The sequence below is a fragment of the Kouleothrix sp. genome (genome assembly GCF_046328425.1).
Classification (GTDB): domain Bacteria; phylum Chloroflexota; class Chloroflexia; order Chloroflexales; family Roseiflexaceae; genus Kouleothrix.
Genome location: NZ_JAXLWP010000018.1, coordinates 38876 through 61630, shown reverse-complemented (window position 1 = coordinate 61630; position 22755 = coordinate 38876). Strand labels below are relative to the sequence as shown.

The 22755-nt window shown below is 67.1% G+C and carries 19 protein-coding genes; 5 read left to right on the top strand and 14 right to left on the bottom strand.

The genetic code is table 11. The features are described 5' to 3' along the window. Positions 1-277 precede the first annotated feature (277 nt). The gene (locus tag U0177_RS17395) at positions 278-580 is read left to right on the top strand and encodes an oxidative damage protection protein (RefSeq protein WP_409571926.1); all 303 of its coding nucleotides are present in this window, start codon (positions 278-280) and stop codon (positions 578-580) included. 65 nt (positions 581-645) lie between these two features. On the opposite strand, the gene U0177_RS17390 is transcribed toward U0177_RS17395, so the two are convergent. The 9 genes from U0177_RS17390 to U0177_RS17350 form a co-directional block, all read right to left on the bottom strand. Continuing rightward, positions 646-1896, bottom strand: a complete 1251-nt coding sequence (locus U0177_RS17390) for an ATP-grasp domain-containing protein (RefSeq protein ID WP_409571925.1) — start codon at positions 1894-1896, stop codon at positions 646-648. Positions 1897-2106: 210 nt separating this feature from the next. Next, the gene (locus U0177_RS17385) at positions 2107-3411 is read right to left on the bottom strand and encodes a dihydrolipoamide acetyltransferase family protein (RefSeq protein ID WP_409571924.1); all 1305 of its coding nucleotides are present in this window, start codon (positions 3409-3411) and stop codon (positions 2107-2109) included. A gap of 250 nt (positions 3412-3661) precedes the next feature. After that, positions 3662-4645: an alpha-ketoacid dehydrogenase subunit beta gene (locus U0177_RS17380; protein WP_409571923.1), complete on the bottom strand. Its 984-nt coding sequence runs from the start codon at positions 4643-4645 to the stop codon at positions 3662-3664. A 199-nt stretch (positions 4646-4844) separates the two neighbouring features. Then, on the bottom strand, positions 4845-5861 hold the full coding sequence (locus tag U0177_RS17375; RefSeq protein ID WP_409571922.1) for a thiamine pyrophosphate-dependent dehydrogenase E1 component subunit alpha: 1017 nt from the start codon (positions 5859-5861) through the stop codon (positions 4845-4847). A 198-nt stretch (positions 5862-6059) separates the two neighbouring features. After that, entirely contained in the window at positions 6060-6692 is a 633-nt protein-coding gene (locus U0177_RS17370) for a M23 family metallopeptidase (protein WP_409571921.1), read from the bottom strand. Then, entirely contained in the window at positions 6689-7723 is a 1035-nt protein-coding gene (locus tag U0177_RS17365; protein ID WP_409571920.1) for a glucosaminidase domain-containing protein, read from the bottom strand. Before U0177_RS17365 ends, U0177_RS17370 begins: the two co-directional genes overlap by 4 nt. After that, on the bottom strand, positions 7720-8247 hold the full coding sequence (locus U0177_RS17360) for a hypothetical protein (protein ID WP_409571919.1): 528 nt from the start codon (positions 8245-8247) through the stop codon (positions 7720-7722). Before U0177_RS17360 ends, U0177_RS17365 begins: the two co-directional genes overlap by 4 nt. 281 nt (positions 8248-8528) lie before the next feature. Further along, positions 8529-9458: a translation initiation factor eIF-2B gene (locus U0177_RS17355; RefSeq protein WP_409571918.1), complete on the bottom strand. Its 930-nt coding sequence runs from the start codon at positions 9456-9458 to the stop codon at positions 8529-8531. A 200-nt stretch (positions 9459-9658) separates the two neighbouring features. Next, positions 9659-12085 (bottom strand): response regulator, encoded by a 2427-nt coding sequence (locus U0177_RS17350; RefSeq protein WP_409571917.1) that lies wholly within the window; start codon positions 12083-12085, stop codon positions 9659-9661. A gap of 271 nt (positions 12086-12356) precedes the next feature. Here U0177_RS17350 and U0177_RS17345 point away from each other — a divergent pair, with 271 nt between their 5' ends. After that, positions 12357-13592, top strand: coding sequence for a S1C family serine protease (locus U0177_RS17345; RefSeq protein ID WP_409571916.1), 1236 nt, complete (start codon positions 12357-12359; stop codon positions 13590-13592). Between the two features lie 42 nt (positions 13593-13634). On the opposite strand, the gene U0177_RS17340 is transcribed toward U0177_RS17345, so the two are convergent. After that, positions 13635-14726 carry a hypothetical protein gene (locus U0177_RS17340; protein ID WP_409571915.1) on the bottom strand — a complete coding sequence of 364 codons (1092 nt, stop codon included), beginning with the start codon at positions 14724-14726 and terminating at the stop codon, positions 13635-13637. 510 nt (positions 14727-15236) lie between these two features. Here U0177_RS17340 and U0177_RS17335 point away from each other — a divergent pair. After that, positions 15237-16133, top strand: a complete 897-nt coding sequence (locus tag U0177_RS17335) for a LysR family transcriptional regulator (protein ID WP_409571914.1) — start codon at positions 15237-15239, stop codon at positions 16131-16133. On the opposite strand, the gene U0177_RS17330 is transcribed toward U0177_RS17335, so the two are convergent. Together U0177_RS17330 and U0177_RS17325 are read right to left on the bottom strand one after the other, a co-directional pair. Next, a complete protein-coding gene (locus U0177_RS17330; RefSeq protein WP_409571913.1) occupies positions 16130-16477 on the bottom strand; it encodes a hypothetical protein in 348 nt (115 codons plus the stop codon). The two genes, U0177_RS17335 and U0177_RS17330, sit on opposite strands and share 4 nt — an antisense overlap. Positions 16478-16786: 309 nt before the next feature. Then, positions 16787-17308 (bottom strand): hypothetical protein, encoded by a 522-nt coding sequence (locus U0177_RS17325; protein WP_409571912.1) that lies wholly within the window; start codon positions 17306-17308, stop codon positions 16787-16789. Positions 17309-17420: 112 nt separating this feature from the next. Between U0177_RS17325 and U0177_RS17320 the strand changes: the two genes are divergently transcribed. Further along, positions 17421-19115 (top strand): peptide ABC transporter substrate-binding protein, encoded by a 1695-nt coding sequence (locus U0177_RS17320; RefSeq protein ID WP_409571911.1) that lies wholly within the window; start codon positions 17421-17423, stop codon positions 19113-19115. A 125-nt stretch (positions 19116-19240) separates the two neighbouring features. Here U0177_RS17320 and U0177_RS17315 read toward each other — a convergent pair whose 3' ends face one another. Further along, complete coding sequence (locus U0177_RS17315; protein ID WP_409571910.1) at positions 19241-19951, bottom strand: response regulator; 711 nt, start codon at positions 19949-19951, stop codon at positions 19241-19243. Positions 19952-20031: 80 nt separating this feature from the next. Beyond that, entirely contained in the window at positions 20032-21054 is a 1023-nt protein-coding gene (locus U0177_RS17310) for a sensor histidine kinase (RefSeq protein WP_409571909.1), read from the bottom strand. A 235-nt stretch (positions 21055-21289) separates the two neighbouring features. On the opposite strand from U0177_RS17310, the gene U0177_RS17305 reads away from it, so the two are divergent. Then, positions 21290-22690: an NAD(P)/FAD-dependent oxidoreductase gene (locus tag U0177_RS17305; protein ID WP_409571908.1), complete on the top strand. Its 1401-nt coding sequence runs from the start codon at positions 21290-21292 to the stop codon at positions 22688-22690. Positions 22691-22755 lie beyond the last annotated feature (65 nt).

Here is a 22755-nt window from a genome sequence, read left to right as displayed (position 1 = left end):
TCATTCTGTGCTACAAAGTATATCTCAAGGCACCGCCACACGTCATTCCGAGCCGCGAGGCATGCGCCACGATGGCTGCAACCGAGGCAGCATTCTTTAAGGGGCTTGGGGCGAAGCCCCAAACGGGGGTGCAGGGGTGCCGTCGCACCCCTGTCGCCGGGCGCGGGGCCGCGCAGGCCCCGAAAGCGTCTGGGGCGCGGGGCCGCGCAGGTTCCGGCTTGACACCCAACCCAAACGGGCTATACTGGCCGCACGATCAAGCGAAAGCGAGGCCCCTATGGCGCGAATGGTTCAGTGTGTGAAGTTTGGCCGCGAGCTGCCCGGCCTCGGCGCGCCGCCGTTTCCCGGCGCGCTGGGCGAGCGGATCTACAACCAGGTGTCGCAGCAGGCCTGGAACCTCTGGCCGGCGCAGGCCACGCTGATCATTAATCACTATGGCCTCAACCTGGCCGACCCGCAGGCCCAGCAGCTGCTGATGCAGGCGATGGAAGATTTCTTCTTCGGCGAGAATGCGCAGGTGCCCGAGGGTTGGGCGCCGCCGGCGCGGCCTGCGAAGGGCGGCGCGCCCCGCCGGAAGTAGCCGCCCCTCCGCGCAAGCACGAGCCGCGAGCGCGGTGGCTGCCGCTGCCTCGGCGCTGTGCTCGGCTACCCCAGCGATAGCAAGGGAATGTTCGGCTGGATGTGGAAGCGCAGCTGCGCGTGCGCCTCGCGCAGCGCCCGCTCCACCGCCGCCGGCCGGTCGCCGCGCGCGAAGATAAACCCCAGGTAGCTCTCGCCCTCGGGCAGCGGCACGATTGGGTTGTTCAGCGGCGCGGTGATCGCCACGTCTTCTACTCCTGCAACCGCGCGCGCCTGCTCGACGCCATCGACGCGGCGGAGGATGCCGGCGCCGGGGATGGGGATCATCATGACCCCGCCGGCGCCGCCGGCGCGCCCGAGCGACTCGACCGGGATGCCGCAGGCCTGGGCGACGATCAGCTCTTCGAGCGTGGCGTCGGTGCCGAAGCGCAGCGTCTGCGAGCACAGGCCGCCGATCGAGCGCCCGGCCAGCTCGACGATCCACGGGCCGTGGCGATTGACGCGCAGCTCGGCGTGGATCGGCCCGCCGCGCAGCCCGAGCGCGGCGGCGGCGTGCGCGGCGCACTCGCCGATCGCGGCCTGGGCCTCGGCCGGTAGCCGCGATGGCGTGACGTAGATCGTTTCCTCGAAAAACGGCCCATCCAGCGGGTCGGGCTTGTCGAACAGCGCCAGCACGCGCAGCCTGCCGCCGTCGAGCAGGCCCTCGAGCGCTACCTCGAAGCCGGGGATGAAGCGCTCGACCAGGAACGGGCGCGGGCCTGCGCCAGGCTCAAGCGCACCGAGCAGCGCGCTGAGGCGCGCGACGGCGGCCACAAGCTCGGCCGGGTCGTCGGCGCGGATGACGCCGCGGCTGCCGTTGAGGTTCAGCGGCTTGACGACGCAGGGGTAGGGCGCGTGCTCGGCGAGGGCCGCGATGTCATCGGATGTCGAGCACAGGCGGAACTCGGGCACTGGCACGCCGTGGCGTGCCAGCAGCGTGCGCATGAGGTATTTATCGCGCGCAGCCTCGGCGGCGGCGGGGGCGTTGTGCGGCAGGCCGAGCGCCGCGCTGGCGTGCGCCGCCAGCAGGCTGCCGCTGTCGTCGACGGCGGTGATCGCGCGGAATGGCCGCGCGGCGGCGTAGCGCGCAATCGCCGCGGTGGCGGCGTCGTGGTCGGCGAAGTCGAGGCCGAGCGTGTGCTCGCCGCAGCTGGCGAGCGCCGGCGGCATATCGACGGCGCGCACCGCCTCGACGCCCAGCCGCGCGGCGGCCGCGAGAAATGCCGCGTCGCGGTAGGAGTTTGGCGTGGTGAGCAGCAGGATGCGTTTTGATTCCATGATGACGCGAGTATACACGAGCCGGGGCGCTCCGCGCAAATCGGTGGGGCGCTGCGCCTCTGGCCCTCCGCTGAGTGCGAAAGCCTTTACAACGCCTACGAGGAGCACCGTGACCGCTAGCGCCTGCGGCGCGGGCAGGCAGCTAGCCCCGCGCCGCAGGGCCTGGTCGAGCGCGGCGGCTGGTCGCTGCGAGCCAGCCCGCGCTGAGCGCTACTCGGCGTACTGCTCGACGAAATCCTTTACAGCCGTGAGAAACTGGTCGGCTACCGCGCCGTCGAGCAGCCGGTGGTCGATCGTCAGGGAGACGAAGCACATCGGCCGGATGGCGATCGCGTCGACGCCACCTTGGCTCACCACCACCGCGCGCTTCTGGATCGCGCCGATGCCCAGAATGGCGGCCTGCGGCTGGTTGATGATCGGCGTGGCGAACAGGCTGCCGCCGACGCCGTGGTTGGTAATGGTGAACGTGCCGCCGCTGGTATCGTCGGGCTTGAGCCGGTGGGCGCGCGCGCGATCGGCCAGGTCGTTCACGCCGCGCGCCAGGCCTAGCAGGTTCTTCTCGTCGGCATCGCGCAGCACCGGTACGATCAGGCCGTCGTCGAGGGCTACGGCCACGCCGATATGCACTCGCTCATGCTGGATGATCCCGCTCTCGGCGTAGCTGGCGTTGACGCTTGGCACCGCCCGCAGCGCCGCCGCCGCCGCCTGCGCGAAGTATGGTGTGAACGTCAGCTTCACGCCCTGGCGCGCGAACTCGGCCTTGCGGCGCTCGCGGTGCGCCACGATTCGGCTGGCGTCGATCTCGAACACGCTGGTGACGTGCGGCGCGGTGCGGCGCGAGTGCAGCATATGCTCGGCAATCGCGCGGCGCATGGGCGTCACCGGCACGAGCTCGGCGTCGTCGGGGATGCTAGGAGCCTCGGCTGGGGCGCCGGGCTGCGGCCCCGTGCTGGCGGCCTCTTGCAGCGCCGGCTCGCGCGTTGGGGCGGTGGGCGGCGCGCTGCCGGCCGCGCGTGTTTCGGGCGGCTTGGCGGCAGCGCGGGCGGCAGCGCGGCTTTCGATATACTTCAGCACATCCTGCTTGCTGACGCGCCCGCCCTGGCCGGTGCCGGCGATCTGGCTTAAGTCGAGGTTGTGCTCGGCCACGAGGCGCGCCACCACCGGCGACACAAACGCCTGCGACCCAGCCGCTGGTGCGCTGCCATTGTGCGTTGCCGCGCCGGCCGCCGGCTTGTCCGCCGTCGCTTCGGCGGGCTTGCCGCTCGCCGCGGTATCGGCCGCGCTATCGAGCAGCGCCAGCAGCGTGCCGACCTTCACCGTCGTGCCTTCGGGCACCGCGATCTCGCGCAGCACGCCGGCCTCGGGCGCCGGCACCTCAGTGTCGACCTTGTCGGTGGTCACTTCCAGCAGCGCCTCGTACTTCTCGACGCGCTCGCCCGGCCGCTTCAGCCACTTGCCGATCGTGCCCTCGGTGACGCTCTCGCCCAGCTTTGGCATGGTGATCTCGGTAGGCATATGTTCTCCGATTGCTGTACATTGTTGGCGTGCTCAGCCTTCGGCAGAGCCGTATTATCTTCATGTACCGTGTGCGGTTTTCCTAGCTCCGCGCGGAAAATCGCACACGATGATCAAAAAGTACCGTGCTGCCGCAGGCACCATGCACGGCTTCGAGAAGCCGAATCACGCAAATGCGTAACTCCTAAACTGTTTTGCCGCTCGGCGATCGTGGAGCGCGGCGAATGCCGGCGCAATCGCACTCGGCAGCTCAGTAGGCTGCCAGCTCGCGCATGGCATCGGCGATCTTCGCGGGCGAGGGCATGAAGGCGGCCTCAAGCGGCTGGCTGTAGGGCATGGCCGGCACATCGGGCGCGCACACGCGCATCACCGGGCCGTCGAGGTGCTCAAAGGCGTGCTGGCTGATCAGCGCGGCGATCTCGCCGCCCAGGCCGCCGGTCAGGTTATCTTCGTGAACAATCAGCGCCTTGCTGGTTTTGCGCACGCTCGCAAGGATCGCCTCGCCGTCGAGCGGGCGCAGCGTCCGCAGGTCGAGCACCTCGGCGTCGACGCCCTCGTGCGCCAGCTCCTCGGCGGCCTCCAGGCAGTAGTGTAGCATCAGCCCATACGAGATCACCGTCAGGTCGCGGCCTGCGCGCTTGATGTCGGCCTTGCCGATTGGGATGCGGTAATCTTCGGCCGGAACGTCGCCCTTGATCAGCCGGTAGCACTTCTTGTGTTCGAGAAACAGCACCGGGTCGGGGTCCTCAATGCTGCTTTTCAGCAGGCCCTTGGCGTCGTAGGGGGTCGCAGGCGCCACCACCTTGAGGCCGGGCACGTGGCAGAAGATCGCCTCGATGCTCTGCGAGTGGTACAGCGCGCCGTGGATCCCGCCGCCGTAGGGCGTGCGAATGACCATGGGCACGTTCCAGTCGCCATTCGAGCGGTAGCGCACGCGCGCGGCCTCCTGCACGATCTGGTTGAACGCCGGCGCGATGAAGTCGGCGAACTGGATCTCGGCTACCGGCAGCGTGTCGTTCATGGCCGCGCCGATCGCCGCGCCGACAATCACGCTCTCGGCGAGTGGCGCGTCGATGATCCGGTTGGGGCCGTACTTGTCGAACAGGCCCTCGGTGACGCGAAATACGCCGCCGCGCTTGCCCACGTCCTCGCCGAAAACGAACACCCGCGGGTCGCTCGCCATCATCTCGTCGAGCCCCTGGCGGATCGATTCGAGGAGTGTTATTTCAGCCATAGTATGCTCTTATCCTTGTTGAAAGACGTTGCACGAACCCTGTTCTTAGAGCCTGTTTGAAAAGGGGGTGCGCGAGGGGCTATGCCCCTCACACTTCCCTTCTGGCGGGTGGCGGCCACATTCGTGGCCGCCACCCGCCAGAACAAGTGGATACTTGGAGGGACGAAGTCCCTCCAAACCACCCTTTTCAAACAACTTCTTAGTCGGCATAGACATGCCGCGACAAGGTGGCTGGATCCGGCAGCGGCGCCTGCTCGGCGAAGGTGGTGGCGTCGTCGACATCGTGCTTCACGCTGGCGCGCAGCTGGTGGTCGATCGCATCGTCGAGCACCCCGTGCTCGCGCAGGTAGTCGCGGAAGTGCGCGATCGGGTCGTGGGTGCGCAGGCTCTTGATCTCGTCGGCCGGGCGGTAGGTGCGGTCGTTGTCGTCGCTCGAGTGGGGTGTCAGGCGCACGCAGTGGGCCTCGATCAGCGTCGGGCCTTCGCCAGCGCGCGCGCGCGCCACCGCCGCCGCAGTAGCGGCGTAGGTCGCCAGCACGTCGGTGCCGTCGACTTTCACGCCGGGCATGCCGTAGGCCGGGCCGCGGTCGGCGACGCTCTTGACGGCCATCTGCTTGTTCATGGGCACCGAGATCGCGTAGTCGTTATTTTCGCACTGGAAGATCGCCGCCAGCCGGTGTACCGAGGCCAGGTTCAGCGCCTCGTGGAAGTCGCCCTGGCTCGAGGTGCCCTCGCCAAACGACACCCAGGCCACCGCGTCGCCGCCTTTGATCTTCTCGGCCAGCGCGATGCCGGCGGCGTGCGCGATCTGGGTGCCGACCGGGCTGGATTGGGTGACGATCTTGTGCTTGCGGTGGCCGTAGTGCGCCGGCATCTGCCGCCCGCCGCTCGAGGGGTCGGCGGCGCGGGCGAAGATCGCCAGCATCACCTCGCGCGGCGTCATGCCCATCACTAGCACGGTGCCGAGGCCGCGGTAGTAGGGGAGTGTAAAGTCTTTGCCGCGCTCGAGCGCGAACGCCGCGCCGATCTGGGCGGCCTCGTGGCCCTGGCACGAGATCACGAACGGCGCCTTGCCCGATCGATTGAGCAGCCACATTCGCTCGTCGAGCGCGCGCGCCAGCAGCATATACCGATACATTTCCAGCATGGTGTGCTCGTCGAGCGCGGGCGCTGGCCCGATCTCGTGCAGCAGCTGGGTCTCGGCCGGTAGCGTCATTTGAGTACTCCTTTGGACTCAGGCCAACAAGAAAGAACGCCCCCGATGGCGACATCGCAGGCGTTGAATCTTACAGGTCGCGCTGGCCAATCCCACATCCGCGTGGGCCGGCTACGCAGAGCTCGTCATCAACGCTGATGGCGCTCTTTCAATTGCGCGTAGTGTAACATACACCGGGGTGCTGTGCAAAGAGGATGGCTATGGCAGCGCGTTATAGTCGAGCGGGTTGACGTTCACGCCGTCTTTCCACACCTGGTAGTCGAGGTGCGGCCCGCTTGCCTCGCCCGTCGAGCCGACGTAGCCGATCACGTCGCCGCGCTTGACCGTCTGCCCGTCCTGGATGGCAAAGTCTTTCAGGTGCGAGTAGCCGGTTTTGAAGTGGATGCCCTCGAGCCAGATATGATTGCCGGCCGGCCAAGTGTCGCGCGCGAGGTGCACCACGCCGTCGTGGGTGGCGTACACGGGTGTGCCGAGGGTGCCATCGGGATCGGCCTGGCCGTCGTGATTGCCATCGATCGCCAGGTCGATCGCGCCCCAGATATTGGCCGGCGCGTGTGAGCCAACGCCGTAGCCCTGCGTCATCACAGTGTTTGGCAGGCCAAGCGGGTTGATTGAGGGAAGGTCGGTGTCGGGCACGCCGCGGCCGGTGAGCGGCGCTGCCTCGCCGGTGATGCCCTGCGTGCGCGCGCCGGCCGCGCCGCCGGCGTTCCACGCGCTGATGCGCGCTGCGCCCGGCCGGGTCTGCAGCAGGAGGTAGGCGAGCCCAACCAGCGCGAGTATGAATATGACTTTGCGCAGGCCGCCCGCGGCGGCCCAGCCATCGTTGATCAACGCACCACTCCCTGGCGCCACGCATTCGCGAGATCGACCACCGTGGCAACGTAGTTGCCGACATCATTCTCAAATGAGGGCGCGTAGATTGGAATAATCTGCTCGATGGTTGCGGTGCCGCGATTGCCTACATACTCAGTGGCAATCAGCTTATACCAATCTTCAATGCCCTCATCCCAACTGGCGTAGTCGCGGAAGCGGCCGAAGCAAGTGGCGTAGCCGGCGCAGATGATATTGCCGACATTATGGGTGCTGCCGCCGCCCGGCTTCAGGCCAGCCCAGCCGGGGTTGGTGCCGGCGCTCGACTCGTGGATGAAAAACGCCAGCGCGTAGGCAGGGTCGATGCCATAGCGCTGGCCCATCTCGACCCAGATCGCGCCTGTGCCCTGCGCCGGCGAGCCATAGTGCGCCAGCACCTGGTCGATGAACTGGGCGCTGATGCTTGGCGTGCCGAGTAGCGAGTGCTCGCCGGCAGGAATAGCAGCCTGGCTGGCCTGAAACACCTGCGATAGCGAGTCGGCGGCAGCGGCGGCAGGCCCGCCGTTAAAGCCGCTGATGATTGTCTTTGGCGTGGCCGAGGCAAACCAGATAATCAGCACGCTGACGAGCGCGACGATGATCAGCAGCCAGGGCCGGCTGCGGATGAACGCGCCGGGCGGCTCGTACGTGGCCTGGTAGGGCCGCCGCATCGCCATGCCTTGCGCCTGCGAGGTGGTGTGCTGCAGATCGGCCACGCGCTGCGGCAGCGAGCGCGGCGCCGGGGCGTCGGCATGATCGCGCTCACCTGGCGCGGCCAGCTGCGGCGTCACAAGCCGCTGCAGCGGTGCCGGCTGGCGTGGCGCGGTGCGAACGACCGGCGCGGCCTGGCGTGGCCCGATCTCGTGCAGATCCTCGAACAGATCGCGCGTTTTATCTATTGGCCTGGGCGCCTGCGGAAGTTCGTCGTGGCGAACTTCAAACATCGGCGCGCGCTGCGACGCCTGCCTGGGCCGATCGGCCGGCTTCTGGCGCCGCTGTGCGTCTGCGCTCATCGCGCGTTCCCTTTTGCCAGCCGCGCCTGCTCGGCGGCGGTTGGCAGACGAAACACACCATCTTTGTTCAGGTAAACCACCTGCTCGTTGCGCACATCCAGCAGCAGATCGACATTGCCGTCGTTGTCCATATCGCGCAGCTCAAGCGCCAGCGGCGTCAGGTCTTCGTCGGCGCCAAACAGGTATGGGCCACTGATCGTTCGGGCGTTGGCCGGGTTGCCGCCTGGCAGCTCGATGATCATGGCCTGGCGGTTTAAATTTACGGCGATCAGGTGTGTTGGTTGGCCGCTGGCCTCGTCGTGGCCCACGAATGCGTCGAGCTGCACGGTGCGCGGCCGGCCGTAGCGCACGTCGTCGATCAGCACCTGCGCCTTGCCCAGCAGTAGGCTCACGAGCACGTAGATTGCCACCGCCGCGAGCAGCAGCGTCGCAAGGTATACGGTGCTATACATCCGCCGCGGCAGCCCATTCGCTAGCGCCTGCGCCTGAATATTCGAGCGCAGCGTCTTCTGTGTCACGGCCATAGTGATCGTTCTCCTCACCTGGGTGGCCGGCGCGTACTGCGGAAACATACCGCGCCGCCCCGCTGATCGCCCGTGTTGAGCATCGCTCAGAACGTATTCGGTGAGGCTTATTATAATAGAACATATGTTCTGTGTCAAGCATTTTTTACCAGATCATTCGGGGGCGCGACGCGACTGCAATCGCATTGTAATGCGCAATCCGCTCGTATTATAGCATGGCGTTGGCCGGGCTGTTTTAACAAACGCATCACGAGTTCGACGCTGGCGCGCGAGCGTTTGTTTCACAGCGCCACTTCTGCCGAATGCTGCGCCAGGGCCGGGTGCAGCTGTGTTGCGGCCAGCCACGCCTCGATGGCCGCGACCGGCAGGATGCCCTTTTCGGTCACGATCCCCGAGAGCAGCTCAAGCGGCGTGAAGTCGAACGGCAGGTCGCCGAGCTCAAGCTGGTACGCCTCGACGGCATCGCCATTATTGGCCCAGCTGATCGAGCGATTGCCGGGGCGGAAGCCGGGCGGCAGGAATTTTTCGCTGCCGCACAGCGTATAGAACGGCGTGCCGGCCGTGTGTGCCGCCAGCGCCATCGGCGCGGTGCCAACTTTATTGATCAGGCCGCGGTGCGTCAGCATATCGGCGCCGACCAGTACCAAGTCGGCATGCTCTACGGCCGCGAGCGCCGATTCGTCGTCGAGCAGGATCGCCGCCACGCCGCAGCTCCGCAGCACCGTGGCGGTGTCGCGGCCCTCGCGGCCCGGCTGCGACTCGGCGCAGAGCACTTCGAGCCGCCGGCCGGCACGCTGCGCGTGGATCAGTGCGTGCTGAATAGTGCTGCTGAACGACAGCGTGACGATCTGGCTGCCTTCGTCGATCAGGCCAAGCGTTCCTTCGGCCACGTGCAGCGCGTGCTGCTGGATCTGGCGCTTGAACTCCTCGGTGGTTTGCTCGACGGCGCGGCTGAGGCTGCGCGGCGAGTCGCCCTGCTCCATGCGCCAAAGCACCGCGTTCACCAGGTTCACCAGTGGCGCCATCACCATCTGCGCGCGAATCAGCGCCCGGCCGATCGCCAGAATCTCGTGGCGAAACGCATCGGCCGAGGGCGCCTGGCCGCTGGCTGCGCGCTGCAGCAGAATGTTCGCGGCGCGCTCGGCGATCTGGGCGGCGCCTGAGCGATTGTCGGCGGCAATCTCGGCAATCGCCTTGAAAGTTGGTTCCACGGCTTGATCTCCTCCCGGCCGCACCCAATCGGCGCGCACCGAGTGTGGACCACGCATAATGCTTCGTTGCGCGCGTAGTGTGGCTTCTCCGACGCTGTGTCGTAGCGGGAAATGCGAATCGTCAAACGCTGACATGGCGAACCGGCGCTTTCCGGTGGGCTAGCAGGCGTACTTCATTGGACGATCTGTGCGGGCGTACACTACTGCTCGATCGGTCGTTGCGACAACAAGGTTCGAACAAGCGCCTCAAGGCGCTCAATGGCGAATGGCTTGGCGATATAGGGGTTGCCAGTCTGGGCGATGCGCGCCTGGGTTGCCGCGCTGAGCATATCGCCGGTGACGAATACCACGCGCGCCGCGAGCTCGGGGTTCAGCTGCTTGATGACCTGGTGTAGTTCAAAACCACTCATTCCAGGCATTTTAACATCACTGAGTATCAAGTCAAATGGCTCGCGTTTAATCCGCTCGATCGCGGCCGCGCCGCTGTCGACGATCATCGGCTCGTGGCCAAGCTGGCGCAGGAGCCGCGCCAGCAGCCGCGCTACCGGTTCTTCGTCGTCGACCACCAGCACCCGGCAGCGCGGGGTGTTTTCGGCCACGCGCGCGTCGTCGTCGAGCAGGATGCCATCGGTGGCTGGCCCTTGCAACAGCGGCAGCGCCACCGAGAGGGTTGTGCCGCTACCTGGCTCGCTTTCGGCCCAGATCCGCCCGCCGTGCTCGCGCACGATGCCGAAGCAGATCGACAGGCCTAGGCCGGTGCCCTGGCCGACTGGCTTGGTGGTATAGAACGGGTCGAAGATCCGGTTCAGATCGCGCGCGGCGATGCCTACGCCGGTATCGCCCACGGCCAGCACCACCGACGGCTGGCTGGCGGCGCCGCTCTCGCCGGGAGTGGTGGCTACATAGGTGCGCAGTGTCAGCGTGCCGGGGCCACCGCGCTCGGTGATCGCCTGGTGGGCATTGTTGATCAGGTTGAGGATGACCTGCTGGAGCTGGAAGGGGTCGGCGATCGTGTTCGGCAGGTTCGGGTCGAAGTCGAGCACGACGCTGATGTTGTCGACGCGCAGCTGGTAGGCGCGCAGGCTGAGCGTATTTCGAAAGACTTCGTTGAGGTTGACGGTGCTGCGCTCGGGCTTGTGCTCGCGGGCGAACACCAGCAGGTTCTGCACGATCCGCGCGGCGCGCTCGGCCTGGGTGTTGATGTGCTTCAAGTCGTCGCGCATATCGTCGCGCAGGGTGGTGTCGCGCAGCATCAGCTGGGTATAGCCCGAGATGCTGGTGAGCGGGTTGTTCAGCTCGTGCGCCACGCCGGCCACCAGCTGGCCGATCGACGAGAGCTTTTCGGAGTGGATCAGCTGCTCTTCGAGCCGGCGGCGCTCGGTGAGGTTGCGCGCAATACAGTGCACCCCGCCGGTGCGCCCGTGGCCGTGCAGCAGCCGCGCGCTGACCTCGAGCACCAGGGTTTCGCCGTCGGGGCGGCGCAGCTGCAGCTCGAATGGCTGAGTGCTGTTGCCCATCAGCAGGCCGGCGAAGCGCTGCTCGGCGGCATCCCAGGCCTCGGCCACGGCCAGGTCGCGCAGCGGCCGCCCAACCAGCTGGGCCTCGTCGTAGCCAATCAGCGTGGTGCCGATATTGTTGATGCTCTGGATGTGCAGCTGCCGATCGAGGGTGAAGATCAGATCGTAGGCGTTGGCGAACAGATCGCGGTAGCGCTCTTCGCTGCTCTTGACTTCGGAGTACAGCCGGGCGTTCTCGATCGCGATCGCGGCGTAGTCGGCCAGCGCCGAGAGCAGGTACTGGTCGTTCTCGCTGAAGGTGCGCTCGGCCTGCTGGTTGTCGACGGCCAGCACGCCGATCGCGTGATTGCCGACGGTGAGCGGCACCTGCAAGATCGCCCGCACCAGAAAGCCAGTCTTGACTTTCAAGTTCGCGCCGGCGCTGGCTTTATCGAGCCGCACCGGCTTGCCGCTGCGCACCACCTGGCCGGCCAGCGTATCTTCGATCGGCATACGCATGCGCTGGGCGCGCTGCTCGCCGAGGTTTTTGGCGGCGCGCAGGTACAGCTCGTCGGCGTTCTGATCGCGCAGCAGCAGAAAGCCCTCTTCGGCGCGGGTGATATACACCGCCGCCTCGACAATGCGCTCGAGCAGCTCTTCCAGATCGAGCAGCGCGCTGACCGACTGGCCGATCGAGTACAGCACCGTCAGCTCTTTCACGCGCTGCTGTAGGTTGCGCGTCAGCTGCTCTTTCTCGCGGCGCAGCCGGCGCTCGCGCAGCGCCTGGTCGATCACCGCCTGGGCCTCGGTTTCGCTGAATGGCTTGATCAGGTAGTTGCGCGCGCCGAGCCGGAATGCCTCGACGGCGATACCCTCCGAGCCGTGCGCGGTCATCAGGATCACCGGCACGTCGTAGCCCTCCTGGGCGATCAGGCGCAGCAGATCGAGGCCGCTAATATCGGGCAGCTGCAGGTCGAGCAAGATAAGATCGGGGAGCCGCTGGCGCAGCCGGTTGAGACCCTGGCGCCCGGTGTTGGCGATCGCCGAGGTGTAGCCAAGCTCGGGCAGAATGTACTCCGCCAGCATGGCGCAGATCTGCTGGCTGTCGTCGATGATCAGGATCTCTTCCATAGGGTGTCACGGGTGTTGCGCTGGGTTGGCATTGTTCTTGAAGTATTTCCAGTGTTTCATTATACAGCAGCGAGGCAAGCTCGCCAACCGCGGCGGCTTACGACATTACTATGCCAGCGCCGGGCGCCTACCATGGCTCATCCGTTTCTCATCCCTTCCTCACGGCTGGCTCAATTTATGTTGGCATACTAATACCAGCAACAAAGCGCATTACCATGCCCGGCGTGATAGATTGGCCGGGCCGATGGGTGAAGTGATTGAGGAGGTTCCGATGGAACGTCGTACACGAATTTTGGTGATAGTTGCCCTGGTGGTGACATTTTTGTTAGGCACGGCGATGGGCGGGGTGATCGGCGGCGGGGCGGCGTATTATTTCTCGCGGAGCGCGTCGTCGCAGTCGGCCGCGCAGCCGCAGCCGCGCCCGGTGTCGAATATCGAGGCGCAGGTGCAGCCCACGCCTATCCCGGCGCCGCGCACCGCGCCGCAGCCGCAGAGCGGCGATAGCAGCGTGGTGGTGGCGGTGAAGCAGATCTCGCCGGCGGTGGTAACGGTGGTGAACACGCTGCGGCCCGACGCGCAGCCGAACGACGCGCAGCTGCCGTTCCCGATTCCCGGCCAGGATCAGCCGCAGCAGCGCCAGCAGCGCGCCAGCGGCTCGGGTGTGATCATCAGCGGCGACGGCTATGTGGTGACGAACAACCATGTGGTCGAGAGCGCGGCCTCGCTTGCGGTAATCTTCGCCGATGGCACGCGCCACGACGCCGAGCTGATCGGCACCGACCCGCTGAGCGACCTGGCCGTGATTCGCGTGAAGGAGGCCGTGCCGAGCTTCGCGGCGCTAGGCGACTCCGACGCGCTGCAGCCGGGCGAGACGGTGATCGCGATCGGCAGCCCGCTGGGCGATTTCAAGAACTCGGTGACGGTGGGCGTGGTGAGCGCGCTGAACCGCACGGTGCCGGGCAGCGGCCAGGAAGGCCTGATCCAGACCGACGCGGCGATCAACCACGGCAATAGCGGCGGCCCGCTGGTGAACCTGCGCGGCGAGGTGATCGGCATCAACACGCTGGTGGTGCGCGGCAATGGCCTCAGCGGCGATCAGGCCGAGGGCCTGGGCTTCTCGGTGCCGAGCAACACGGTGAAGCACGTCAGCGACGACCTGATCGCCCAGGGCAAGGTCGAGTACCCATATCTCGGCATCAGCTATAGCATGATCGACGCCGACACTGCGGCCCAGGCGAACCTGCCGGTGCAAAATGGCGCGCTGATCGGCCCGCGCAGCCCGAACGAGCCGGCCGTAGTCGACGGCACGCCGGCGGCCAAGGCGGGCCTGCGCGATGGCGATATTATTACGGCGATCGGCGGCACCAAGCTCGACAGCAATACCTCGCTGCGCGCCGCGCTGCTGAAGCACAAGCCGGGCGAGACGGTGCAGCTCGAGGTGCTGCGCGACGGCAAGACGCTGACTGTGGATGTGACGCTGGCGACGCGGCCGGGCGATCTGCAGTAGCGCGGAGGGAAAGAAACGGAGGCCAGGAGCCAGGCGCCGCAATCAGGCGGCGCCTGGCTCCTGGTTTTTCGTTTGCAGCGCAGCGGCAACCTCGAATGGATCGGTCGAGATCACATTCGCCGCGAACAGCTCCATTGCGCCTACGTCGTTGCGGTTGGTCAGCGGGTTGCCGCGGTCGCCGATGCGCGCCATCGCCGGCACGCCGCTCCAATCTTCGGCTGTGGCGGCGAGGGGCGGCAGCGCGATCGCCAGGTTGAATGCGCGCAGCCCCTGCTCGTCGATCAGCCGGCGCACCAGCGCGGCCAGTGGCGCGATCAGCTGCTCGGCGGTGTCGGCGCAGAGCAGCAGCTCGCCATTGCGCATTGGCGTGAGGTGCGCGAGGATGTGCGCGTTGTCGTGGCGGATCGACAAGCCCAGCGCATCGTGCAGCGCCGCGAGGTCGGCGAAGAAGGGCGCGCCAGTGGCGGCGCGGTAGCTTTCGGCGGCGCGGCGCCAGCACTCGACGCGCGCGAAATGCATGCCGCGCGTCAGCGCCACCTGCATATGGCCGTGCATCATGGTGGCGCCGCTCTTCGGCAGGCAGTTCCAGATGATCAGCGGGTAGACTGCGGCCGGGTCGTGGGCGTGGGCGGCGGCGATCCAGCGCAGCGCCACGTCGATGAAGTCGGCGATCTGGGCTGGGCCAGGGCGCAGCGGGTGCGGGTCGTCGAAGATCACCAGGCCGTGCCAGCCGTCGTACTTGGCCACGTTCGAGGCGCTCACGCAGAACCTGCCGCGGATGCGCCCAAACACATCGGCGGTGGTGTCGCGCTCGGGGTAGGCGAAAATATCGTGCTCGGCCAGCTCGTGGGCGATCCAGCGCTCGATCGCCTCGTCTTCGGCCGCGCCGGTGTGCGGGCGGTGCGCGCGCACCGGGTTGAACAGCGCAGTTTCGAGCGTCAGGCGATTGGTGACCTTGACGACCAGCTGCTCGCGAATCTGGGCGACGTCGCCGAAATGCTCGATGATCCAGGGCTCCATCGCCGGCGGTGGGACGGCCTGGCTGCGCATTACCACAACGTGGTACATGCGCTCGGCAATGGCGCGTAGGGCCGGCGGCAGCGCGGCGATCTGTTCGTGGATGGTCGCGATCATCAATGCTATTGTACTCGATCTCTGGCCGCCGGCCCTGGCCTGCGCTCGTGATTTCCGGCCATCCGCATTCCGATTACGGTGGTGGCGCGGCCGGGATGCCGCCTGGCGCATCCTGTTTCGCCTGTGGCATTCGGCTGATTACTTTAGGACTTACGAAGTTGCGCTGTTCGGCTTCCCGAGGCCGTGCATGGTGCCTGCGGCAGCATGGTACTTTTTGATCGTCGTGTATGCGGTTTTTCCTCGCTGTGCGCGGAAAAACCGCATACGTCCAAAAGAAAAATATCGCTCTGCCGAAGGCTAAGCACGCCAACTGCGTAGGTTCTTTACTTGCTGTATGGTGGGGGTTCGGGGGCGGCGGAGTTGCTCCCCGAAAGTTCGTTTTGCCCTGCCCGCCGAAGCCGGGCAGGGCAAAACGAAAGTGATCAAACGGAGTTTGTATAGGCGCCGTTTGCCGAAGCTCACTATCTCGTTTAAGATGAATCCAGATCAGAAATGTATGGATTGCAGGCTATGGAGCTACGGCACCTGGTCTATTTTGAGGCGGTGGCGCGCCACCAGCACGTTTCGCAGGCGGCGGCCGAGCTGTCGGTGGCGCAGCCGGCAGTGAGCCGGCAGATCCGCGATCTTGAGAACGAGCTAGGCGTGGCGCTGTTTGAGCGGGTTGGGCGCAATGTGCGGCTGACCGACGCGGGCTACGCGCTGCTCGATCACGTGCGGATCGTGCTGGCGCAGCTCGAGGCGGCGCGCGCCGAGATGCGCGAGCGCGTGGGCTTGCACAGCGGGCGCGCCGCGATCGGCGCGCCGCCGTCGGTTGGCGTGCAGCTGCTGCCGCCGATCCTGGCGCAGTTCAACCAGCAGTACCCACGGCTCCAGCTGGTGCTCCGCGAGGGCGGTACGCAGACGATGCTGTCGCTGCTTGAGACTGGCGAGGTCGATCTGGCGGTGGTGACACTGCCGGTAGCACGGCGCGGCCTGCACGTCACCACGCTGTTCAGCGAGGAGCTGGTGATTGTGGTGGCGCCGTCGCACCCGCTGGCGGCGCGCAAGCACGTGGCGCTGGCCGGGCTGTCGGGCGAGGCGTTTCTGCTGTACCCGCGCGGCTATGGCATGCGCGAGCAGACACTGCTGGCCTGCGCGCAGGCTGGTTTCACGCCGCGGATCGTGCTCGACGGCGGCGAGATGGATATGGTGCTGCGCATGGCCGAGCTGGGGCTGGGCATCGCGCTGATGCCGCGGCTGGCGCTGCACGGCAACACCCGGCTGGCGGCGCTGCGCGTGAGCGATCAGAAGCTGCGCCGCACCATGGCGCTGGTGTCGCGCGAGGATCGTGCGCTGGCGCCGGCCGCGCGTGCGCTGCGCGAGTTCCTCGAGACGCGCCTGGCCGAGCTGCCGCCGGCCAGTGGCTAGCCTTCGCCAGCGAGCGCGCCGATCAGCATGATTACGTTGCGGCCGGCATTTTCGCGCATCAGCAGGTAGTATAGCGGGTCGTCGCCCACGAACAGCACCTGCTCATCGGCGAATAGTGGCGGCCAGCCGGCAGCGCGCGCCGCGCCGACGAGCTCGCCGACGCCCATCCCAGCCGTCGCGGCGTTGCTGAGGTTGTCGCCCCAGGCATACTCGGTCGATTGGCCAGTTGGACGATTGGCCGGGTCGGCGCGATCGGGGCGCAGCCGCAGCCACTCGGCCGGGCCGAGCCGCGCCAGCCGGCCCTGGTAGACGTGGCCGGCGGCGGCCTGGGCGGCTTGGTTCAAGCGCGCCAGGCCTGCGGCGTCGAGCAGCGCATTGCCCGCGAAAACTGCTCGATGGCGGCCCGCCCGAGGCGAGCGCAAGCGCGATCGGACGGCCCTCGAATGCCGGCAGCAGCAGCTCGGCCAGGCTGCGCCTGCCCAAGTAGAGCCGCCCGCCATCGGGCGGCTGCGGCGCCCCGCCAATAAACGTGATGCCAAGATCGTGCGCGGCGCGCGCGAGCGCGTCGAACTGTGTCTGCGGCTGTGCCATAGCGCCTCCTTTTGCTGGCCCGCTAGCGGCGGGGTAGCAAGCGCTATGCCGGGGTGCCGTGGCTAGCGCCGCTGCGCTTTCTCCCAGAGCGGGCGCTCGTCGGGCGTGCCGACGCCGAAGGCAGCGTGCGCGCTCACAATGTAGGCAGCCACCACCAGGTGATAGGCCAGTAGCGCGATAATGCCGAACACTGCGATCGCGCCGGGGTTGGCGCGTGCGGCGAGCTGTGGCAGCGCCCGCCCCAGCGCGTTGCCAAGTGCGGACGCCTGGCTCAGCGCCAGGCCGCATAGCGCGGCGCCGCACAGCGTCAGCAGCAGGTTCGCCCACCAGGCCCACTTCAGCAGCTCCCAGAAGCCCCAGTTGATCCATAGCGCCAGCAGCGCCGCCACCAGGCCGAGCGCGCACAGCCCGAAAAGCCGGCTGGGCTCCACGCTCACGCGCATCAGCAACCAGATCTGGGCTATTGCAAGCAGCAGCCCGGCCAGGCTGCCCAGCACGCCCAAACCCGCGAAAAAGGCTACGCCAGCCGGCCGCGCCGGCTTGGCCGGCCGCAGCTGCACGCCAAGGCCACGGTATGACGACATCGCTACGCTCCTTTCGATCAGGTGGGCGCATTATAGCAAAGCGCATCGTGATGCGGCAAATAACAGTCTGTTCATCGCGCGGCGCGCCGGTATGGTATGGTATAATCGCGGAATGAGCTACCTCCCAACCCGACGACTGCTGCTGGCCAGTGTAGCGCTGGCCGTTCTGACGCTGGCGATCCTTGCCGCGTGCGCGCTCGATCCCACCGCCGAGCCGACCCCGACGCCCCCGCCGCCCACCAGCACGCCGCTGCCGCGCGGCGGCAACCTGACGATCCGCATGGCCGCCGACGTGCCCGAGTTGCGCCCTTGGCAGCCCCGCAGCCGCGCCGAAGAGCAGATCAGCGGGCTGCTCTACAGCGGCCTCACGCGGCTCGACGCCAAGCTGCAGCCGCAGCCCGACCTTGCCAACGGCTGGGATGCCGCGCCCGATGGCCGGCTGATCACCTTTACGCTGCGCACCGACGTGACATGGCACGACGGCCGGCCGCTCAGCGCCGAGGACGTGGCCTACACGCTCGGCGCGCTGCGCGAGCTTTCGCCCACCACCGCGCTGCTGGCCGACCTGCGGCGGATCGACCAGATCGCCACGCCGACCACCAGCACCGTGGTGCTGTCGCTCACCGAGCGCTATGCGCCGATCTTCGCCGAGCTGGCCGTGCCGATTTTGCCGAAGCACCTGCTGCTTGGCAAAGACATCGCCACGCTGAACTTTTGGGATGCCCCAGTGGGCAGCGGCCCATTCCGATTTGCCGAGCACAAGGCCGGCGCGTCGGTGACACTCGAGGCGAACCCGCGCTTCTACCGCGGCGCGCCGCTGCTCGATCGGGTGGCATTTGTGGTGGCCGACGCGGATGTGGCGGTGTCGGCGCTGAAGGATGGCCGGCTATCGCTGGCCGAGCTGCCGTGGGCGCAGGGCCGCGCGATCAGCCAGACGCTGCCGGGGCTGCAGGCCGGCGCATACCCCGAGAACGGCTACTACTTCCTGGCCTTCAACATGCGCCAGAATCGCCTGTTCGCCGATCCACGGCTGCGCGAGGCGCTGGCAGGCGCGCTCGACATGCCCGCGCTGGTGAGTGTCGCCACCGCCGGCCAGGGCCAGCCGATCGCCACCAGCATCGCGCCAGGCAGCTGGGCCGATGGCGTGCCGGCGCCTACCAGCACGCTCGACCTTGCGCGCGCGGGCACGCTGCTCGACGAGGCCGGCTGGAAGCTGCCCGACGGCGCGGCGATCCGCCAGCAGGGCGGCGTGACGCTGACGGTGCAGCTGTTCGTGCGTGGCGACGACGAGCGGCGCCTCAGGGCGGCCGAGCTGATCGCCGCGGCCGCGCGCCAGATCGGCATGAACATCGACGTGCAGCGCGCCGACTTCGCCAGTGTGATCAAGTCGAAATACGCGCCGCCGTACGATTTCGACCTGCTGCTAGGCAGCTGGAGCAATGGCGCGGGCGACCCCGACTTCGCCGATTACGCCTTCTACGACCCCGACGACTTCGCGCTGTTCCACAGCAGCCAGATCAACCAGGGCGTGGCGGATACGCGCGCCGTGCTGAATATTGGCGGCTTCGCCGACCCGGCCTACGACAACCAGGCCGCCGCAGCGCGCCAGCTCTACGACCCGGCCGAGCGCCTCAAGGCGATCGAGCAGGCGCAGGCGCGGATTGTCGCGGCGCGGCCGTACCTGTTCCTGTGGGCCGACCGCATCCCGGTGGCGTTGGGCGCGCGCGTGGTGTCGCTCGACGGCGCGGTGGATCTGAATACGCCAATGTACCTGTGGAATATCGAGCGGTGGTATCTGCGGAAGTGATTGGCTACGCTGTGGGGAGCCGAGGTAATGTGGTGGTGCGGTGGCGGCGGTATATACTCAAGCATCTTTGAGTGCGATTTTCTGCGCGTAGCGCGGGAAATCGCACTCAAAACAAACAGGTACCGCTAATTGGCTACTGGCGAGGCGCCCTCGTATCCCATCTTGATCCAGCCCTTCTTGATCGCGTAGATCACCGCCATGGTGCGGTCGTTGACCTGCAGCTTCGACAGAATCGAAGTGATGTGGTTCTTGACGGTTTGCCCGCTGATCGACAGCTCGTTGGCGATCTCTTTGTTTGAAAGGCCGCGCGCGATGCAGTCGAGAATTTCGATCTCGCGCGAGGTGAGCGGCGCAAACAGCGCCGAGGTCTGCTCATCTTCGCTTGAGGCCAGCTCGCGGAATTGGTGGAGCACGCGCGTAGCCACGTGCGGCTTAGCCAGCACGCTTTCGTTGATCAGGTAGCGCCCGCGCGATACATCGCGGATCATATTGATCAGCGCGTTCGGGTGTACGTCTTTCGACGAGTACGCTGCCGCGCCGACCTTGATCGCCTGGAAGAGCTGCTCGTCGTCTTCGTAGACACTCAGCACGATCATGGCGATGCGCGGGTCGCGCCGTTTGATCACCCGCGCCACCTCGAGGCCGTTCAGGCCGGGCAGGTTGATGTCGACGAGCACGACATCGGGCAGCAGGCGCTCGGCCAGCTTGATCGCTTCCTGGCCGTTCTCGGCCTCGCCCACGACCTCCATGTCGCCCAGCTCTTCGAGACTCCAGCGGATGCCCTGGCGGAACAGCGGGTGATCGTCGATTATTAAAACACGCAGTCTTGCGGCCATGAGCTTTCCTTCGGCAGTGTGCGTTATGATCCATGAGCGAGCCAGATAGCTGCTCAGCCTCATAACCTAATGCTCAACACTTACAACTCGAGCGGTACGCTGACGGTGACTTCGGTGCCGTGGCCGGGGCTTGATGCGACGCTGAAACGCGCCCCTACCAGCTCGGCGCGCTCGCGCATGCTGGTAAGCCCCCAGTTGCTACGCCCGGCGCGCCGCGCGACCTCGTGTGGGTCGAAGCCTGGGCCTTCGTCGCGGATTGACAGCAGCAGCCGATTGGCCTGAACCGCCAGTCGCACCGCCACCGGCGCGCCGCGCGCGTATTTGTGGGCGTTCTGCAGCGCCTCCTGCACGATCCGGTACAGCACAATTTCGGTCTCGCGCGGCAGGCGCGGCAGAGCGTCGGCCTCGAGTGCGACTTTGGCGACGTATGCGTTGTTGTAGGTGCGAATATACTCGTGCAACGCCGCCGCAAGACCATGCTCGTCGAGCGCGCCGGGCCGCAGATCGGCGATAAAGCGCCGCACCTCTTGCAGGCCCTCGCGGGTGGCGTCGCGCAGGCGCGCGAGCAGAGTTACCAGCTTCTCGGCGCCAGATTGCTGGGCCAGCGTGTGGCCGTGCTCGATCAGCATCAGCGAGTTTGCCAGCACCTGCGCCGGCCCATCGTGCACCTCGCGCGCCAGGCGGATGCGCTCGTCTTCACGCCCCTGAACGATCTGCGACCGCAGCGCCAGCAGCCACGGATCGGCGCTATTTGCGTCTTCGGCATTGGTGAGCGAGCCGCTGCTCATCTCGATCTGGCGGATCAGCTGATCGAGCTGCTTCAGCGCGTGCTGGCTGGTGCGAACCTCGCGCTCGAGCGCTTCGTAGTGCGCGCGCCGCTCGAGCACCCGCTGCCCGAGCCCCCGCGCCACCGGTGCGCGCGACTGCGTGGCCGAGCGCTGCTGCATCAATACTTCGTCGAGCTGGCGCTCGGCCTGGCGCAGCGCCACGCCCAAGGCCGCACCGTTCTGGCGGGTGGCTTCGGCGAGGGCGCGCAGCCGTGCGAGCTGCTCGGCGACAATTTGGTGCGCTTCGCGCAGCACCGCCGGTTGTTCGGCGCTCAATCTACTGCCTCACTGCGCGGTTGCGATCGATCGGATGTGTAAAGTATAACACAGCGCTCCTGCCGCTACAAGACGCCTTGCGAGCGTGCTATAATCAAGAACGTGACAGTTTCGCAATTTTTGTACATGCTACAGGCTATCGTATGCACCCCGCCGGCCGCCGCCCAAGCCGCCCCGCAGCGCGCCGTACAACGCGTATCAATGCGCCAGGAGTGTTGCTCGTGGCAGGACGTAAATGAACGATTCGCATAACACCAACCACTACGACTGCATTGTCGTCGGCGGCCGGCCGGCCGGCGCGACGCTCGCGGCGCGCCTGGGCCAGCAGGGCTTGCGCGTGCTGCTGCTCGAGCGCGCCGTGCTGCCAAGCCCGCCCGCCGCCTCGTCGCCGGTGATCTACCCGGCAACCATGCGCCTGCTCGACGAGATCGGCGCCGACGAGGCCGAGTACGCGCGCGGCACGCCGCGCCTGCGGCGCTTTGTGGCCGAGGTGCGCGAGGATTTTCGTTTCACTGCGGCGGTGCCGAGCCTGTTCGGACGCGATTACATCTATGCGATCGACCGGGCGCGCTTTGACGCGGCGCTATGGCGCACGGCCGCCGGCCAGCCGGGCGTGGTGGCCCACGACGGCGCGAGCGTCACCGACCTGCTGCGCGACGGCGAGCGCGTAACCGGCGTGATATGGCGCGCCGATGGCCTCGAGCAGCGCGCCACCGCGGGATGCGTGGTCGGCGCCGATGGGCGCTTTAGCCTGGTAGCGCGCAAAGCCGGCGCGCACGACTGCGACGAACGCACCGATCTGCCGACGACGATCTACTACGCCTACTGGAAGGGCGTGGCGCCCTACGATGGCGCCGAGCCGATCATCCACTCGTTCTCGGCTGGCCGTGGCTACGGCATTCTGACGATGGACAGCGCCGACGGCAGCACTGCCGTGGTGGTGGAGGGCCGCGCGGCGGCGCTTGAGCTGGGCGACGCGACGGCCGACGAGCTGTACCTCGGCTTGCTGCGGCGCCACCCGCGCGTATGGCGGCGGCTGGCGGGGGCCACGCTCGCGACCGACGTGCGCGGCATGCGCAACATCGGCAACAAGTATCGCGGCGCCGGCGGGCCGGGCTGGGCGCTGGTGGGCGACGCGCTGCACCAGAAAGACCCGATCGACGGCCAGGGCATCTACGACGCCGTGGCCACCGCCAAGCTGCTGGCCACGGCGATTGGCGACTGGCGGCGCGGGCGCATGACCTGGGAGCGCGCGCTTGAGCAGTACGACGCGGCAGTGCGCGCCGAGACCTACGCCATGTATGTCGAAACGCTTGAGCGGGTGCGGCGCGAGCTGTACACCGGCTACAGCGAGAGAGCCTACCGCACCTGGGTGCGCTGGCTCTCGACCGACCGCGAGTACCAGCGCCGGCTGATGCTGCTGCTGGCGCGCGGCCTGCCGCCAACCGGATGGCTGCCGTCGTCGGTGTTCTTCGGGGCGATTGGCCGCGGCGCGCTGGCCGACCTGGCGCGGGCAATCGCGCGCCGGCCCGCGCCCTACGCGCCCTGCCGCTGGAGTAGATGCTACTTTGACTGTTTTGTGTGCTGGGCAAGCACATGCTGCACATGGGTATGCGGCGAAGCCGCCGTACCATAACCAAGATTTCTGCGGGGGCGGCGAAGCGCCCCGCACCCCCACAGTGCAGAGTGTATTTGCCCAAT

Excerpts from the sequence above, each read along its gene's own strand:
- U0177_RS17395 (WP_409571926.1), top strand. The coding sequence starts at position 278 with ATGGCGCGAATGGTTCAGTGTGTGAAGTTTGGCCGCGAGCTGCCCGGC.
- U0177_RS17390 (WP_409571925.1), bottom strand. The coding sequence starts at position 1,896 with ATGGAATCAAAACGCATCCTGCTGCTCACCACGCCAAACTCCTACCGC.
- U0177_RS17385 (WP_409571924.1), bottom strand. The coding sequence starts at position 3,411 with ATGCCTACCGAGATCACCATGCCAAAGCTGGGCGAGAGCGTCACCGAG.
- U0177_RS17380 (WP_409571923.1), bottom strand. The coding sequence starts at position 4,645 with ATGGCTGAAATAACACTCCTCGAATCGATCCGCCAGGGGCTCGACGAG.
- U0177_RS17375 (WP_409571922.1), bottom strand. The coding sequence starts at position 5,861 with ATGACGCTACCGGCCGAGACCCAGCTGCTGCACGAGATCGGGCCAGCG.
- U0177_RS17365 (WP_409571920.1), bottom strand. The coding sequence starts at position 7,723 with ATGAGCGCAGACGCACAGCGGCGCCAGAAGCCGGCCGATCGGCCCAGG.
- U0177_RS17360 (WP_409571919.1), bottom strand. The coding sequence starts at position 8,247 with ATGGCCGTGACACAGAAGACGCTGCGCTCGAATATTCAGGCGCAGGCG.
- U0177_RS17350 (WP_409571917.1), bottom strand. The coding sequence starts at position 12,085 with ATGGAAGAGATCCTGATCATCGACGACAGCCAGCAGATCTGCGCCATG.
- U0177_RS17345 (WP_409571916.1), top strand. The coding sequence starts at position 12,357 with ATGGAACGTCGTACACGAATTTTGGTGATAGTTGCCCTGGTGGTGACA.
- U0177_RS17340 (WP_409571915.1), bottom strand. The coding sequence starts at position 14,726 with ATGATCGCGACCATCCACGAACAGATCGCCGCGCTGCCGCCGGCCCTA.
- U0177_RS17335 (WP_409571914.1), top strand. The coding sequence starts at position 15,237 with ATGGAGCTACGGCACCTGGTCTATTTTGAGGCGGTGGCGCGCCACCAG.
- U0177_RS17325 (WP_409571912.1), bottom strand. The coding sequence starts at position 17,308 with ATGTCGTCATACCGTGGCCTTGGCGTGCAGCTGCGGCCGGCCAAGCCG.
- U0177_RS17320 (WP_409571911.1), top strand. The coding sequence starts at position 17,421 with ATGAGCTACCTCCCAACCCGACGACTGCTGCTGGCCAGTGTAGCGCTG.
- U0177_RS17315 (WP_409571910.1), bottom strand. The coding sequence starts at position 19,951 with ATGGCCGCAAGACTGCGTGTTTTAATAATCGACGATCACCCGCTGTTC.
- U0177_RS17305 (WP_409571908.1), top strand. The coding sequence starts at position 21,290 with ATGAACGATTCGCATAACACCAACCACTACGACTGCATTGTCGTCGGC.